The organism is Streptomyces sp. NTD91, from assembly GCF_059510455.1.
In genome coordinates this window covers 99,712-114,614 of sequence record NZ_JCAJZW010000012.1, presented here as the reverse complement: position 1 = coordinate 114,614, position 14,903 = coordinate 99,712, and the positions used below count along the sequence as shown (strand labels likewise).

The 14,903-nt window shown below is 73.8% G+C and carries 15 protein-coding genes and 2 pseudogenes; 11 read left to right on the top strand and 6 right to left on the bottom strand.

Annotated features, from left to right (window positions below; all coding sequences use genetic code 11):
- The first annotated feature begins 49 nt into the window (after positions 1-49).
- A complete protein-coding gene (locus AC5WRT_RS15585; protein ID WP_496093878.1) occupies positions 50-1,363 on the top strand; it encodes an MFS transporter in 1,314 nt (437 codons plus the stop codon).
- A 35-nt stretch (positions 1,364-1,398) separates the two neighbouring features.
- A complete protein-coding gene (locus tag AC5WRT_RS15580) occupies positions 1,399-2,820 on the top strand; it encodes an amidase (protein WP_496100319.1) in 1,422 nt (473 codons plus the stop codon).
- 63 nt (positions 2,821-2,883) lie between these two features.
- Here AC5WRT_RS15580 and AC5WRT_RS15575 read toward each other — a convergent pair whose 3' ends face one another.
- The 3 genes and pseudogenes from AC5WRT_RS15575 to AC5WRT_RS15565 form a co-directional block, all read right to left on the bottom strand.
- Positions 2,884-3,312: a hypothetical protein gene (locus AC5WRT_RS15575; RefSeq protein WP_496093876.1), complete on the bottom strand. Its 429-nt coding sequence runs from the start codon at positions 3,310-3,312 to the stop codon at positions 2,884-2,886.
- Between the two features lie 267 nt (positions 3,313-3,579).
- The gene (locus AC5WRT_RS15570) at positions 3,580-4,014 is read right to left on the bottom strand and encodes a helix-turn-helix domain-containing protein (RefSeq protein WP_496093939.1); all 435 of its coding nucleotides are present in this window, start codon (positions 4,012-4,014) and stop codon (positions 3,580-3,582) included.
- Positions 4,015-4,145: 131 nt separating this feature from the next.
- A pseudogene (locus tag AC5WRT_RS15565) lies at positions 4,146-4,208 on the bottom strand (hypothetical protein); the annotation flags it as partial.
- Positions 4,209-4,376: 168 nt separating this feature from the next.
- On the opposite strand from AC5WRT_RS15565, the gene AC5WRT_RS15560 reads away from it, so the two are divergent.
- Positions 4,377-4,790 (top strand): cupin domain-containing protein, encoded by a 414-nt coding sequence (locus tag AC5WRT_RS15560; RefSeq protein WP_496093875.1) that lies wholly within the window; start codon positions 4,377-4,379, stop codon positions 4,788-4,790.
- Between the two features lie 76 nt (positions 4,791-4,866).
- A complete protein-coding gene (locus AC5WRT_RS15555) occupies positions 4,867-5,355 on the top strand; it encodes a type II toxin-antitoxin system PemK/MazF family toxin (RefSeq protein WP_496100318.1) in 489 nt (162 codons plus the stop codon).
- Here AC5WRT_RS15555 and AC5WRT_RS15550 read toward each other — a convergent pair.
- A pseudogene (locus AC5WRT_RS15550) lies at positions 5,340-6,267 on the bottom strand (TIGR02452 family protein). The gene AC5WRT_RS15555 and the pseudogene AC5WRT_RS15550 sit on opposite strands and share 16 nt — an antisense overlap.
- Positions 6,268-6,544: 277 nt before the next feature.
- Between AC5WRT_RS15550 and egtA the strand changes: the two are divergent.
- The 4 genes from egtA to egtD are packed head-to-tail and all read left to right on the top strand — an operon-like array spanning position 6,545 to position 10,984.
- On the top strand, positions 6,545-7,879 hold the full coding sequence (gene egtA, locus AC5WRT_RS15545; protein WP_496100317.1) for an ergothioneine biosynthesis glutamate--cysteine ligase EgtA: 1,335 nt from the start codon (positions 6,545-6,547) through the stop codon (positions 7,877-7,879).
- Positions 7,876-9,213 carry an ergothioneine biosynthesis protein EgtB gene (egtB, locus tag AC5WRT_RS15540; RefSeq protein ID WP_496093872.1) on the top strand — a complete coding sequence of 446 codons (1,338 nt, stop codon included), beginning with the start codon at positions 7,876-7,878 and terminating at the stop codon, positions 9,211-9,213. Before egtA ends, egtB begins: the two co-directional genes overlap by 4 nt.
- On the top strand, positions 9,213-10,028 hold the full coding sequence (gene egtC, locus AC5WRT_RS15535; RefSeq protein ID WP_496100316.1) for an ergothioneine biosynthesis protein EgtC: 816 nt from the start codon (positions 9,213-9,215) through the stop codon (positions 10,026-10,028). The genes egtB and egtC overlap by 1 nt, the downstream gene beginning before the upstream one ends.
- The gene (gene egtD / locus AC5WRT_RS15530; protein WP_496093870.1) at positions 10,025-10,984 is read left to right on the top strand and encodes an L-histidine N(alpha)-methyltransferase; all 960 of its coding nucleotides are present in this window, start codon (positions 10,025-10,027) and stop codon (positions 10,982-10,984) included. The genes egtC and egtD overlap by 4 nt, the downstream gene beginning before the upstream one ends.
- Position 10,985: 1 nt before the next feature.
- Here the strand turns inward: egtD and AC5WRT_RS15525 are convergent, their stop codons facing one another.
- Positions 10,986-12,239 carry an extracellular solute-binding protein gene (locus tag AC5WRT_RS15525; RefSeq protein WP_496093869.1) on the bottom strand — a complete coding sequence of 418 codons (1,254 nt, stop codon included), beginning with the start codon at positions 12,237-12,239 and terminating at the stop codon, positions 10,986-10,988.
- A 222-nt stretch (positions 12,240-12,461) separates the two neighbouring features.
- On the opposite strand from AC5WRT_RS15525, the gene AC5WRT_RS15520 reads away from it, so the two are divergent.
- Complete coding sequence (locus AC5WRT_RS15520; RefSeq protein ID WP_496093868.1) at positions 12,462-12,677, top strand: dodecin; 216 nt, start codon at positions 12,462-12,464, stop codon at positions 12,675-12,677.
- 9 nt (positions 12,678-12,686) lie between these two features.
- Here AC5WRT_RS15520 and AC5WRT_RS15515 read toward each other — a convergent pair whose 3' ends face one another.
- Positions 12,687-13,178, bottom strand: a complete 492-nt coding sequence (locus tag AC5WRT_RS15515; RefSeq protein ID WP_496093867.1) for a phosphatase domain-containing protein — start codon at positions 13,176-13,178, stop codon at positions 12,687-12,689.
- 420 nt (positions 13,179-13,598) lie between these two features.
- On the opposite strand from AC5WRT_RS15515, the gene AC5WRT_RS15510 reads away from it, so the two are divergent.
- Positions 13,599-14,606, top strand: a complete 1,008-nt coding sequence (locus AC5WRT_RS15510; RefSeq protein ID WP_496100315.1) for an LLM class flavin-dependent oxidoreductase — start codon at positions 13,599-13,601, stop codon at positions 14,604-14,606.
- Between the two features lie 75 nt (positions 14,607-14,681).
- On the top strand, positions 14,682-14,876 hold the full coding sequence (locus tag AC5WRT_RS15505) for an antitoxin (RefSeq protein ID WP_496093865.1): 195 nt from the start codon (positions 14,682-14,684) through the stop codon (positions 14,874-14,876).
- Positions 14,877-14,903: the final 27 nt, after the last annotated feature.

Here is a 14,903-nt window from a genome sequence, read left to right as displayed (position 1 = left end):
CCGCCTACATCCTTCGCCAACCGCCCGCGCGGGGCGTGGACTTCGGCACATGACGGATCGGCACACGGATCGACACACCCGGCAGCGTACCCCGCGGCTCGTCGCACTGCTGGCCCTGGCCTGCGGGGTCGCGGTCGGCAACGTCTACTTCCCGCAGGCCGTGGTCCCGCTCGTGGCCACGGGCCTCGGCGTCTCCTCCGGCACGGCGGCCGGAGTGGTGACGGCGACCCAGTTCGGTTACGCGGCGGGCATCTTCCTGCTCGTCCCGCTCGGCGACCGGCTGCCGCCGCGCCGCCTGCTGGTCACGCTGCTCACCGTGGCCGGTGCCGCCCTGGGCGCCGCTGCCGCCGCGCCCGCGCTGCCGCCGCTGCTCGCGGCGAGCGTGCTGGCCGGGGCGAGCACGGTGATCGCCCCGCTGGCCGGCCCACTGGCGGCCGGACTGGTCCCGGTGGAACGGCGGGGCCTGGTCGGCGGCACGCTGCTGAGCGGGGCGCTGGCGGGCATGCTGCTGTCCCGCACGGCCGGCGGGGCCCTCGGCGACCGGCTGGGCTGGCGTGCGCCCTACCTCCTGGCGGCCCTGCTCACCCTGGCGGTGGCGCTGCTCCTGGCCCGGGCGCTGCCGACGGCCGCTCCGCCGTCCCGGCAGCGCTACCCGCGACTGCTGGCGGAGCCCGTCCGCCTGCTGTGCGCCGAACCGGCCCTGCGCCGCTCCTCGTGGTACCAGGCGACGGTCTTCGCCGGGTTCTCCGCCGTGTGGACGGGGGTGGCGCTGCTGCTGACGGGCCCGGCGTACGGGTTCGGCGCGGACGCGGTGGGGCTGCTGGCGCTGGTCAACGCGGTGACGATGTTCGTCACACCGATCGCGGGCCGGCTGGTGGACCGGCACGGCGCCGACGCGGTGAACCTGGTCTGCTTCCTGACGGTCCTCGTCGCCGCGGCCGCGCTCCCTGCCGGCGCCCTCGGCCGCACCCCCGGGCTGCTGTCGCTGGTGGCGGGCACGCTGCTGCTGGACGTCGGCATGCAGTCCGGCATGGTCGCCAACCAGGTGCGCGTCTACGCCCTCGCTCCCGACGCCCGCAGCCGCCTGAACACGGCCTACATGACCTGCGCCTACCTGGGCGGCAGCCTCGGTTCCTGGCTCGGTGCCCGCGCCTACGGGTGGTGCGGCTGGGCGGGGGTCTGCGCGCTGGTCGCGGTGCTGACCGGGCTGGGCCTGGTACGGCACCTGGGAGCGTGGGCCGGCGCTCGGACGGCGGGTCGCGCCGGGGCCGAGGAGACGGCCCGGCGGCGCCTGCGCGCAGCCGCCCACGGCATCCGGCCGAAAACCGCACGCCCGCCCGAATCCGACGTTACCGTTCGGTAGGACATCGTTCCCCGAGTCTCCCGGAGGCCGCGCCCATGACGTACGACCGTTCCCCCGGTCTCGTGGAGACCCGCCGTGCGCTCGCCGACGGGGAGGTCACCTCCCGTGCCCTGGTGGAACGGGCGTTGGCCCGGATCGAGGCGACACAGGGGACGCTGAACGCCTTCCGGATCGTACGGGCCGAGGCCGCGCTCGCCGAAGCGGACGCCGCCGACCGGGAGTCGGCCGTCGGGACACGGCGTCCGCTGCTCGGGGTGCCGGTCGCGGTGAAGGACGACATGGACGTGGCCGGGGAGCCGACCGCGTTCGGCTGCGCGGGCGCCTTCCCGGCGGCCGCCGAGGACGGGGAAGCGGTACGGCGGCTGCGCGCGGCCGGTGCCGTGATCGTCGGCAAGACGAACACCTGCGAGCTGGGGCAGTGGCCGTTCACCGAGGGCCCGGCGTTCGGGGACACCCGCAATCCCTGGCACACCGGTCACACGCCGGGCGGTTCGTCCGGGGGGTCGGCCGCCGCCGTCGCGGCCGGACTCGTCCCCGCCGCGCTCGGCTCCGACGGCGCCGGGTCCGTGCGCATCCCCGCCGGGTGGACCCATCTGATCGGCATCAAGCCCCAGCGCGGCCGTATCTCCACCTGGCCGCGCGGCGAGTCCTTCCAGGGCATCACGGTCAACGGCACCCTCGCCCGGACGGTCGCCGACGCGGCGCTGCTGCTGGACGCGGCGAGCGGCAACCACGCACGCGACCCGCACCGTCCGCCACCGCTGACGGTGGCGGACGCGGTCGGCCGCGATCCGGGCCGACTGCGGATCGCCCTGTCCCTGAAGCCGCCGTTCACCGCCGTGCGGACCCGCCCGCACCCGGAGATCCGTGCCCGGGTCACGGAACTGGCCGAGCAGCTGGCGCGGTTGGGTCACGACGTGGAGGAGGCCGATCCGCCGTACGGGCAGATCGGGCTGACATTCGTGCCGCGGGCCACCGTCGGGATCGCCGAGTGGGTCCGGGACACCCCCGACCCGGCGCTGCTCGATCCGCGCACCCGGGACGCGGCCCGGCTGGGCCGGTTGCTCGAGGGGGTTCCGCTGCGGGCGGCGCGGCGCGCGGAGGCGGTGCTGCACCGGCGGATCGGCCGGTTCTTCGCCTCGTACGACCTGATCCTCGCGCCGACCACGGCCGCTCCCCCGCCCCGGATCGGCGACCTGTACCGGTTGCCCGGGCTGGCCACGGACCGGGCGATGATCGCCGCCTGCCCGTACGCCTGGCCGTGGAACGTGCTGGGCTGGCCGGGTGTGAACGTACCGGCCGGGTTCGTCGGCGACGGCCTGCCGGTGGGCGCACAACTGCTCGGCCCCGCCCACAGCGAACCGCTGCTGGTGTCCGTCGCCGCCCAGTTGGAGGCCGGGCTGCGCTGGCACGAGCGGTGGCCGCCGGAGCAGGGACCGGCGGCACGGGCCGCCTGACGGTTTCGTGGTCCGGGTCGGGGCCGGGTCAGCGGCGCGGCCGGGACGGTCCGGGCCGCGCCGTCACGCCGTGAGCAGAGCGATGCCCAGGGCGATCAGGGCCGCGACCTTGAGCAGTTCCAGCCCCACGTACCAGAGGTGGCTGCGGGAGCGGGGCAGTTCCTCGCCCGCGAGGACCCGGTCGGACCGGCGGTTGAGGCGGGGCCGGACGACGGCCAGCTGACCGAGGAGCAGCACCGCGACGACCGCGGTCAGCGCCGTGATGCCGGCCGGGGCGCCGCCCACGGCGATCGCGACGATCACGACGACGGCCAGCACCGCCTCAACGGCGTTCAGCGCACGGAAGACCAGCCGCCCTATGCCCAGGCCGATCGGCACGGTCACACCCGGTGCACGGAACTTCAGCGGGGCCTCCAGGAAGGAGATCGCCAGCACCATGCCGAGCCAGACAAAGGTGACCGCGCTCGCGGTGGCGGCGGACGTGACGTTCATCTGTGTGGGCCTTTCTCCGCCGGGGGCCGGCGGTGGAGCGGGTACGTACGAGGACTTCGGGTCGGCGCACCGGGAGCGCGCGCCGCGGTACTAGGGCGTGTTTCGAAAGTCCCGTCCGGTCCGCGACGCCTGGCACGGCACCTCGCCGCGTTGTCGGGATCGTCCACGTACGCCCGGTACGAGGACGACCCTCCGCCTTGCGATGCACCGCACCGGACGCCGCGGACCCCGCCCTCCGGGCGGACGACGCCACTTTCGAAACACGCCCTAGGCGGCGTCCGCCTCGGCCAAGTGGGCGACGCAGGAGTCCGGTTCGACGAAGGGCTCCAGGCCGGTCGCTGTCAGTGGGGCGTCCAGCCGGGCCAACGCGCCCTGCATCAGGCCCAGATGGAGTGGGCACACCAGTTTCCCGTGCTCCTCGGCGAGTTCGAGGAAGGGGCAGTGCCGCAGCCGGATCCGCCGGGGCGGTCCGCCGGTTCCGTCCGCCGTCTCGGCCTGCGGGGCGAAGCCCAACTCGTCGAGCAGGGCGAGGAGCGCGGCCACCGGCCGGTCCGCCGCCGGCTCCTCGTGCGGGGGCCGAGGCCGCACCAGGAGACCGCCCCAGGCCCGGCCGGTCTCCCGCGTCTCCTCGCGCGCCGCAGCCGGGTCGGCGGACGCCCAGCGGCTGAGCAGCATGCGCGCGAGGAGCCGGTAGGCGCGCATGCCGCCACGGTCCATCCCGGGCACACGGAGTAGACCGTACGGGGCCGGCCTGGCCCCGGTGACGGTTCGGTCCGGTGTTCGACCAGGTCCTCGGCGACCAGGGTGTCCAGATGGAAGCGCACAGTGTTCGGGTGGACGCCCATCCGCTCGGCCGTCTCCGCGACGCCGAGCGGCGAAGGGGCGGCGCGCAGCACGTCCAGCACCTCGCGGCGGCGCGAACTCTCCCGCCTGGTCACCTTTGGAAGCCCTCCCGCCTGCCTTCATTTTTCACGAATGCTACATGTATTAATTGTAGGGTGAGCCGGGGGGTCAGCAGCGGGTACGGTTCCGCGAGAAGGCGGACGAGTCGAGGGGAACAGCAGATGACGTCGCGGTCCGCGAGGAACACCGGGCCGACCGGCGGCGGCACGGCCGATGCTCGCGTGCTGTGCGACGCCCGGGAGCTGGCCGAGTCTCCGCCGCTGCCGGGCGGAGTGCTGTGGAAGCTGGCCGAGAGCGGACGGCAGCTCGACGCCAACCTGGTCCGGCTCGCCCCGGGCGACCGGATCTCGGCGCACACGGAGAGCCGGCTGGACGTGCTGGTCCTGGTGGTCTCCGGGGACGGCGCGCTCGACACGGGCCCGGCCGACGAGCCCCAGCCGCTCACCGCGGGCGCCCTGGTCTGGCTGCCGCACGGCGCGTCGCGCAGCATCAGCGCGGGCGACACGGGCATGACCTACGTGACCGTCCACCAGCGCCGCCCGGGCCTGCAGATCGGCACCCGCCCCGGCGCCTGACCGGCCACGGCACCCGGACCGGACCACTGGGGTGGGCGGGCATCGCCCCTTGCGCGTCACCCACTAGGGTTCCCCCGTGATCACGTCTACCGATGAGAACGTCCCCGGCCGGTACGGCCCCCACGCGACCGCCGAGGCGGACCCGCGCCAGGTCGGCCGGGTGCGCACCGAGTACTCCCCGGCCCATGACGGTGACCCCGATCCCGGCGAGATCGTGTGGACCTGGGTGCCGTTCGAGGAGAACGACGGCCGGGGCAAGGACCGCCCGGTGCTGGTCGTCGCCCGGGAGGCGACCGGCACGTTCCTCGCCGTACAGCTGTCCAGCAAGCGGCACAACGGCGTGACAGGGGGCGCGGCGACGCCGCTCGAGCGGCCCCGGGGCCTGCCCCGGTGGGTCGCGATCGGCAGCGGGCCGTGGGACCGGTCGGGCCGGGACTCATGGGTGGACGCGGGCCGGGTGCTGCGGCTGCACGAGGAGGGCATGCGCCGGGAGGCGTGCGCGCTGGACCGGATGCGGTTCAATCTCGTCCGGCAGCGCCTGCACGAGCGCTACGGCTGGACCTGACCCGCGTGCGGCGCGCCTGCCGTGAGTCCGCGCGACTCCGGGAACGCCTGTGCGAACGCCGCTCGCACCACCGTGCCCCGTGTCCGGTCCAGCACCCCGAACACCACCTGCTCGAAGGTCCCGGCGAACCGGCCGCCGGGCCCGAGCAGCGCCCGGAACGCACCCGCGACCTGCGCCGGGTCGTTCCGGAACACCCCGCAGCCCCAGGCGCCGAGCACCAGTCGGCCGTAGCCGTGGGCGGTGGCCGTCTCCAGCACCCGCTCGGCCCGCACCGCGAGGGTGCCGGGCAGTTCGGCGACCCGCTCCGGCGCGGTGCGCCGTACGACGCCCGCGTTGGGGGCGGCGGCGGTCAGGAAGCCCACGGGATGCGGCTCGGCCAAGCAGCCGGCCCCGGTCGTCGCGGAATACCGGGACGGCCGGTGAGTGGATCACCCGGTCGGTGTAGAACGGGTCGCGGTGGGCGCGGTGGTGGTCGTAGGAGGAACGGGCCGTCAACAGGCAGGTGTGGAGCGCGGATGCCCTGCACAGGGCTTCCTCCTGGGCCTGCGCGCCGTTGAGATGGCCGCCGCCGGGATTCCGGGCCGAGGCGAAGTTCAGCACGGCGACCGGTGCGCCGGACAGCCGCCGGGCAGCCTCCAGGCTGCTCTCCCCGGTGACTTCGAAGACGGTCTCACCGGTGGCGCCGCAAGCGGTTCCGGCGGCGGACGCCGTGTCGGCCACGGCGAGCGTTTCGGTGCCGGATCCACCCGTTTGCCGTACCGACACCGGTTCCGGACCGAACATCCGGGTGCCGGCCCGCGCGGCCTCGATCCGCGCGGCCAGGGACACCTCACGGCCGTCCGGCGCGCGATAGCCGCCCGCCGCCACGATCCGTTCCGTCTCGGCCGCGATCCCGCGCAGGCGCGCGCTCATGGCGCCACCCCCGTGGGCGCCATGAGCACCGCCTGCGCGGTCTCCCCCGTCGTGCTCATGCACGCATCCTGAGTGATGCTGGTGGTGCCGTGCAACGGAGTTTCGCGCCCCCGGAACGCACCGAGAACGCCTACGGGAAGGGAGATGACCGAACCGTGACGTCCGCGGGGGCGCCCTTGTGCCGAAAGGCTCGAGGGTCTTGGGTGGAACGCACGCCTGCCCGGCCCCACGTCCGAACCGGGCCGGCGACATGGTGGAATCTCAGGAGGATCCCGACATGTCCGATTCACGGAGTGGCGGTGGCGACGGTACGAACCACCGGACCGCCGTCACCGAAGCCGAGGTGGAGGCCCTGGTGAGGGGCATCTGCTTCAAGACAGGACCGCCGCGCGCGCTCGGTGTCGAACTGGAGTGGCTGGTCCATGAGTTGCGGATGCCGCAACTCCCTGTGACACCCGAACGGCTCGAAGCGGCGTACGCGGCGCTGCGGGCGGTGCCCCTGCACTCGCCGCTCACCGTGGAACCCGGTGGCCAGCTGGAGCTGAGCTCGCCGCCCGCCGCCTCCCTGATGGAGTGCGTCGCCACCGTCTCCGCCGACCTGGACGCCGTACGCGCCGTCCTCGCGGAGCAGGGGCTCGGCCTGGTCGGCGTCGGCCACGACCCCTGGCACAGCCCGCGCAGGTTCCTGCGCGCCCCCCGCTACGACGCGATGGAGACCTGTCTGGACCGCACCGGTCCCGCGGGTCGCCACATGATGTGTGCCTCGGCCTCCGTGCAGGTGTGCGTGGACGCCGGTCACGAGGAGCCGGGCCCGCTCGGGCACCGGCGTCGCTGGTGGCTGGCCCATCAGCTGGGGGCGGTCCTGGTGGCCGCGTTCGCCAACTCCCCCCTGCTCGGCCGCGAGCCCACGGGCTGGATGTCCACCCGCCAGCTGATGTGGATGGAGATCGGTGCCGGCCGGGCGGGCGCTCCCCCGCTGGACGGCGATCCCCGAGCCGCCTGGGCGCGGCACGTGCTGGACTCGCCGGTGATGTGCGTACGCCGGGACGGCGGGCCGTGGGAGGTGCCCGACGGGCTCACCTTCCGTGAGTGGACCCGTTCCCGCTCACCCCGGCCGCCCACCCGGGCGGACCTGGAGTACCACCTGACCACGCTGTTCCCGCCGGTGCGGCCGCGCGGCCACCTGGAGTTGCGGATGATCGACGCGCAGCCCGGCGACGACGGCTGGATCGTGCCGCTCGCGGTGACGGCGGCGCTGTTCGACGACCCGGCGGCCGCCGAGACGGCGTACCGGAGCGTGAAACGCCTCGCGGAGCGGGCCCTTGACCTGCCCGCCCCGCACAATCCGCTGTGGACCGACGCGGCCCGGCTCGGCCTTGCCGACCGGGAGTTGTGCGAATCCGCCGCCGTGTGTATCGCGGCGGCGCTGGAGGCCCTGCCCCGGCTCGGCGCCACCGCCGAGGTGATCGGCGCGGTGGCCGCGTTCCGGGACCGCTACGTCGCCCGGGGCCGCTGCCCGGCCGACGATCTGCTCGACGTGCAGGCCGGCCGCGGGACGCCCGCGCACCCGCCCGGCCGTACCGCCCACGGGAGGAAGGACATCCGCACATGACCGCCCCCGAGACCGACGCCGCGACGACCGAGGTGGACAGCGAGACGCTGCGGGAGCAGGTGCTGGCCTCCCTCACCACCGCCCGTGACCGCACCACGCTGCTGACCACCTGTGTCGAGGATCCGGACCTGACCGCCCAGCACTCGCCGCTGATGTCTCCGCTGGTGTGGGACCTCGCACACATCGGCAACCAGGAGGAGCTGTGGCTGCTGCGGGCGGTCGGCGGCCGGGACGCCATGCGGCCCGAGATCGACAGCCTGTACGACGCCTTCGAGCACCCGCGCGCCGAGCGGACCTCGCTGCCGCTGCTGCCGCCCGCCGAGGCCCGGCACTACGCCGCCGAGGTGCGCGGCCGGGTCGTCGACCTGCTGGCGGGCGCGGACTTCCACGGCAGCCGGCTGACCGAGGCCGGGTTCGCCTTCGGGATGATCGCCCAGCACGAACAGCAGCACGACGAGACGATGTTGATAACCCATCAACTCCGGAAGGGCCCGCAGGTCCTGACGGCCCCGGACCCGGAGCCCGTCCCGCTGTTCACCGGCTCGGCCGAAGTCCTCGTCCCCGGCGGCCCGTTCACCATGGGAACCGACACCGAGCCATGGGCACTGGACAACGAACGCCCGGCCCACGTCCGGGAGGTCGCCCCCTTCTGGATCGACACCACTCCGGTGACGAACGCGGCCTACCAGGCGTTCATCGAGGACGGCGGCTACGACACCGAGCGCTGGTGGACCCCGGAGGGCTGGGCGCACGTCAGGCAGCACGCGATCACCGCGCCGCTGTTCTGGCGGCGGGACGGAGACCGCTGGCTGCGGCGCCGCTTCGGGATCACCGAGGCGGTTCCGCCCGACGAGCCGGTGCTGCACGTGTGCTGGTACGAGGCCGACGCCTACGCCCGCTGGGCCGGGCGCCGGCTGCCCACCGAGGCGGAGTGGGAGAAGGCCGCCCGGCACGACCCGGCCACCGGCCGCTCCCTGCGCTACCCGTGGGGCGACGCCGACCCGGCGCCACACCACGCCAACCTCGGCCAGCGGCACCTCGGGCCCGCGCCCGCCGGCAGCTATCCCGCCGGTGAATCCCCGCTCGGCGTCCGGCAGTTGATCGGGGACGTGTGGGAGTGGACGGCGAGCGACCTCCTGCCGTACCCCGGCTTCCGGGCGTTCCCGTACAAGGAGTACTCGGAGGTGTTCTTCGGCTCCGAGCACAAGGTGCTGCGCGGGGGCTCGTTCGCCGTGGACCCGGTGGCCTGCCGGGGCACGTTCCGCAACTGGGACTACCCGGTCCGGAGGCAGATCTTCTCCGGGTTCCGCACCGCCCGCTCGGAGACCGTCTGATGTGCCGTCACCTGGCCTATCTGGGCCCGGAGGTGCCGCTCGGGCAGATCCTGACGGAACCCGAGCACAGCCTGCTGCGCCAGTCGTGGGCGCCCCGGCGCCAGCGCTACGGCACCGTCAACGCCGATGGCTTCGGGGTCGGCTGGTACGCCCCGGACGACCCCGTACCGGCCCGGTACCGGCGCGCCGGGCCGATCTGGGCGGACCTGTCCTTCGCCGACCTGGCCCGGGTGGTGCGCTCCGGCGCTGTCCTCGCCGCCGTGCGGGACGCGACGCTGGCGGGCGCGGACGACGAGGCCGCCGCGGCACCCTTCGCCTCGGGCCGGTGGCTGTTCAGCCACAACGGCGCGCTCGCGGGCTGGCCCGGCTCGGCGGCCCCGCTGCTCTCCGCCCTGCCCCCGGCCGACCTGCTGTCGCTGCAGGCCCGTACCGACTCGGCGTTCGTCTGGGCGCTGGTCCTGCACCGGCTGCGCTGCGGTGACGAACCGGACCTGGCGCTCGGCGAAACGGTTCGCCGGCTGGCCGGAGTCACCCCCGCCTCCCGGCTCAACCTGTTGCTGACGGACGGGACGACGATCGCCGCCACCGCCTGGGGCGACACCCTCTGGTACCGCACGGAGCCCGGCCGGAGCACGGTCGTCGCCTCCGAACCCCACGACGACGACCCGCTCTGGCAGGAGGTACCCGACCGCACCGTGCTCACCGCGAGCCGCGCCGGCGTGCTGCTCGCACCGCTGGATGATCCGGCGTCCTCCCCCACGCTCGACTCCGCTCGAGCGGGGGCGCCCCCATCGTCGAAGGAGCCCTGTACGTGAGCCCCTTGCTCGTCACCCGCACACTCCCCGAGGACGCGACGGACGCCGCGCTGCGCGCCGACGTCCTGCACGGCCTCACCGTCCAGCCCAAGTGGCTGCCGCCCAAGTGGTTCTACGACGCACGCGGCAGCGAACTGTTCGAGCAGATCACCGAACTGCCCGAGTACTACCCCACCCGCGCCGAGCGGGAGATCCTCGCCGGCCGGTCCGGTGAGATCGCCACCGCGAGCGGCGCCCGCACGCTGATCGAGTTCGGCTCGGGCTCCTCCGAGAAGACCCGCTTCCTCCTCGACGCGCTCACCCCCGCGGCCTACGTCCCGGTCGACGTGAGCGAGAGCGCCCTCACCCAGGCCGGGCAGGCACTCGTCGACGACCGACCGGACCTCGAGGTGCACGCGCTGATCGCCGACTTCACCGCCCCGCTGGCCCTGCCCGCCACGCCGGGCCCGCGACTGCTCGCCTTCCTCGGCGGCACCATCGGCAATCTGCTGCCCGCCGAACGCGCCGGGTTCCTCGCCTCCGTACGCTCCCTGCTCGCACCGGGCGACGGGCTGCTGCTCGGCACTGACCTGGTCAAGGACGAGCGGGTGCTGGTCCGGGCGTACGACGACGCGGCCGGGGTGACGGCCGCGTTCAACAAGAACGTGCTGGCCGTCGTCGACCGGGAACTGGGCGCCGACTTCGATCCGGACGCCTTCGACCACGTGGCGCTGTGGGACGCCGAGCGGGAGTGGATCGAGATGCGGCTGCGCTCCCGTACCGCGCAGACCGTGAAGGTGCCCGCGCTCGACCTGGCCGTGGACTTCGCGGCCGGGGAGGAGCTGCGCACCGAGGTGTCCGCGAAGTTCCGCAAGGAGGGCGTGTCCACCGAACTGGCCGCCGCCGGGCTGGAGTTGACCCACTGGTGGACGGACGCGCAGGGTCGCTTCGCGCTGTCGCTGAGCGTGGTGCGATGACTCAGACGTCCGGCGCGAGCTCCTGGGTGATCCTCGTGGAGGCCCGGCGGGCCTCCGTCGCCGGGTCCGCCCCGCTCAGCACCCGGGTCATGTACTCCTTGATCGGGTTGTCGGCCTCGACGTCCGCCCACTGAGGGGTGCTGGGGGTCGCCCGGCCGTGGGCCGCGCCCGCGGCCATGGCGGCGACCCCCTCCTCCCCCGCGACCGCGCCCGCCAGTGTGGTCTTGTTGGGCACGTAGTTCATGGTGCGGGCGAGTTCGGTGTCCCACTTGGCGCCGACGAGGGCTCCGACGACGGCGGTCGCGGCGAACTGGTCCTCGGTGTTCGCGGGGACGACGAGGTCGGAGCCGCCGGTGAACACGGTGCCGGGCCGTGCGGCGGTCTTCCCGGGCACCGGGAAGAAGCCCAGCTTGCCCTTCAGGTCCGGATTCTGCCGCACGACGGCCTGGGCGAGCCCGGGTACGGCGATGATCTGCGCCACCTTGCCGCCCGCGAACACCCCGGCCTGGGGCGGGTGTTCCTCGTCGGCGCCTACGGGGCCCCGGCCCAGCGCCTGCAGCCGCCGGTAGAAGTCCATGCCGCGCAGCGCGGCCGGGCTGTCGAGGGCGCCCTGCCACCGGTAGTCCTTGCGCCGCGCGAGGTCGCCGCCCTCGTCCCAGATGAACCCCGACAGCGTGTACCAGTCCTGGCCGGCGAGATAGATGCCCTGGTCGCCTCCGGAGTCGAGCTTCTCGGTGTCGGCGAGCCATTCGTCGCGGGTCCGCGGCGGGCGGGTGATGCCGGCCTGCTCGAACAGGTCCTTGCGGTAGATGACGACCCGGTTGGCCGCGTACCAGGGGATGCCGTACTGCCCGTCGGCGTCCTCGCCGGGATCGGCGAGGGCCGGCAGCCACTGGTCCTTGCCCCAGTCGCGCATCGACTCCATCGTGAGGTCGGCGAGCCTGCCCCCGTCGGCGTACAGCGGCACCTGGGTGTTGCCGACCTCGATGACGTCGGGTCCGTGGCCGGAGTCGTCCTTGAGCACCGCGCGGACCTTGTCGACGACGCCGGTCCATTGCTGGATGCGGATGTCCAGGCGCAGGTCCTTGTGGGTGCGTTCGAAGTCGGCGGTGAAGCGCCTGAGGAAGTCCTCGGAGGCGCTGTCCTTCATGAGCCACACGGTCACGGTCTTGCGCTCGCGCCCGCCGGGGAGCATCCCGCAGGCGCTCACGAGGGAACAGGTGACACACACCATGGCGATCAGACGACGTCTCACGAGGGGTCCTTGTTCTGTCTGGCAGGCGAGTGCGCACAGGCGTGGGGGGCCCGACGTGGGGGGACGAGCGGTACCGCTCGTACGGGTGTGCTGGATTTTGGTATGGACCAATGCGGAGGGTCAAGGGGGCCGGGGCTACCCGCGGTACCGGCGCGGACACCGTGCGGACGGAGCGGGGATGGGGCACGGTGGAGTACGGCGTGACACGAGAGGAGCACCCTCATGACGAACCACACCTACCGGGTCACCGAGATCGTCGGCACGTCGCACGAGGGCATCGACCAGGCCATCCGCAACGGCATCGCGCGCGCCGACCGGACCCTGCGCAACCTCGACTGGTTCGAGGTGACGCAGGTCCGCGGGCAGCTCGAGAACGGACGGATCGAGCACTACCAGGTGGGGCTGAAGGTGGGCTTCCGTATCGAGGACCAGACCTGAGGGCCGCCCTCAGGTGCGGCCCTCCCGTTCCTGGGCTTCCTGAAGCGCCTCGGACTTGGCGGCCCAGCGGGCCCGTACGACGGTGAACCCGGCCCGCTCGGCGTCGTCGCATACCAGTTCGTCGTCGTCCACGAGGACCCGGATCCCGCGGCTGCGGGCGAGCCGGCGGAGGATCTCCAGCTTGGTGAACCGGGCGGGCCTGCGGTCCGCGTCGCTCCGCATGTGCACCCGCCCCTCGGGCAGCCCGTGGGCCGCGAGCCAGTCCAGCGTGTCGCGCCGGCACCGTTCGGGGCGGCCCGTGAGATAGACCACCTCGCACTCCCGGGCGCTCTCCAGGGCCAGCGCGACGCCCTCGGCGAGGGGCGGATCGGCGGGCGCGGCCGCGAAGAAGGCGGCCCAGTTCTTGGGTCTCGCTTCCAGGAAGTGCTGCCGGTGGGCGGTGTCGGCCAGGGTGTTGTCGAGGTCGAACACGGCGAGCGGACGCCGGGTGCTGTCGGTCACGGACTCACCCTAGAGGGTCTGTCCGACGATTCGCGTCGGCGCCCGAAGGGCGGCCGCGCGGCGCTCAGGTACGTGCTCCAGGTGTGCCGGCCCCGGCCCGCGTACTGGACCGTACTTGGGTCTGGGGGCCGGTAGGGCGCGTGGGGGCACCTCCCACGCCGCCCGGGCAGTGGGGGGAGCGTGCAGGGCATCGCGCGGCGGACGGGAATGGTCAGACAGGCCCTAAAGCCGCGCAGGCGACGTTCGGCCGTCGAGGAGCGGCGTCCGGTGCGTGCTCCCGGTGTGCCGGCCGGAGGCCCTCGTACTGGACGTACGGAGCACGTGCCGGGCGTCGCGACGGGGCGAACGTCGCCTGGTGCGGCACCGGCCGTCACGGGGTCCGGCGGGGAATCCCCGGCCCGACAGGGCGTTGAAGCCTGTGTGAGCAGCACACTGATCGCCCGGACCCCGTTCTCCGTCCTCGACCGCTCCCGCACCCGCAAGGGGCGTCCGCCCGGCGAGGCGCTGCGGGACACCGTCGCGCTGGCGCGGGAGGCGGAGGCGCTCGGCTACCACCGGTTCTGGGTGTCCGAGCACCACGGGGTGCCCGGCGTCGCCGGCTCCGCGCCGACCGTACTGGCCGGCGCCGTCGCCGCGGCCACCCGGACGATCCGGTTCGGCACCGGCGGGGTCATGCTGCCCAACCATCAACCCCTCGTCGTCGCCGAGCAGTTCGGTGTCCTGGAGTCGCTGTTCCCCGGCCGGGTCGACATGGGGCTCGGGCGGTCCGTCGGCTTCACCGACGGGGTGCGCAAGGCCCTCGGCCGGGACAAGGAGGTCGCCGAGGACTTCGCGGCACAGCTGGGCGAGCTGCTGGCCTGGTTCGAGGGCGGCTCGCCGACCGGGGTGCACGCCCGCCCCTCGGAGGGTCTGCGGGTGCCGCCGTTCGTGCTGGCCATGGGCGAGGGCGCGCGGATCGCGGCGCGCGCCGGGCTGCCGATGGTGATCGGCGATCTGCGCGGCCGCGAGCGGATGCTGCGCGGCATCGACCAGTACCGCTCGCTGTTCCGCCCGTCCCCGTGGGCGTCCGAACCGTACGTCGTGATCTCCGGCACGGTCGCGGTCGCCGGCACCGAGGAGGAGGCGCGGCGGCTGCTCGTCCCGGAGGCGTGGGCGATGGCGTACTCCCGCACCCACGGCACCTTCCCGCCCCTCGCGTCGGCCGAGGAGATCGAGGGCCGCCCGATGACCGCGAAGGAACGTGACCGCTACACCTCCGCTCTCGCCGGGCACATCGCCGGCACCGGGGAGCAGGTGGCGCACGAGCTGGAGACGGTACTGGGGGAAACCGGCGCCGACGAGGTCCTCGTCACCACCAGCTCCTACGACCGTACGGCTCTGGTGGACTCCTTCCGGCGGCTCGCCGCGCTCTTCGCGCCCGGCCGCTGACGGGCTCCGAGATGCGCATCCTGCCGCGCGCGGGGAACCTGGCAGGGGAAGCCGCAAGCGACGAGGAGGGCTGCCATGTCCTTCATGGACAAGATCAAGGGCATGTTCAAGGGTCATGAGGGCGTGGCCGACAAGGGCATCGACAGGGGCGGTGACTACATCGACCAGCGCACCGCGAACAAGTACCAGTCGCAGGTCGACACCGCTCAGGACAAGCTGAGGGACGAGTTCGGTACCCGCCCGAACCGGGACAACCCGCCGCAGTCCTGATGCACGGGGGCGGATAGAGTCTCCCCC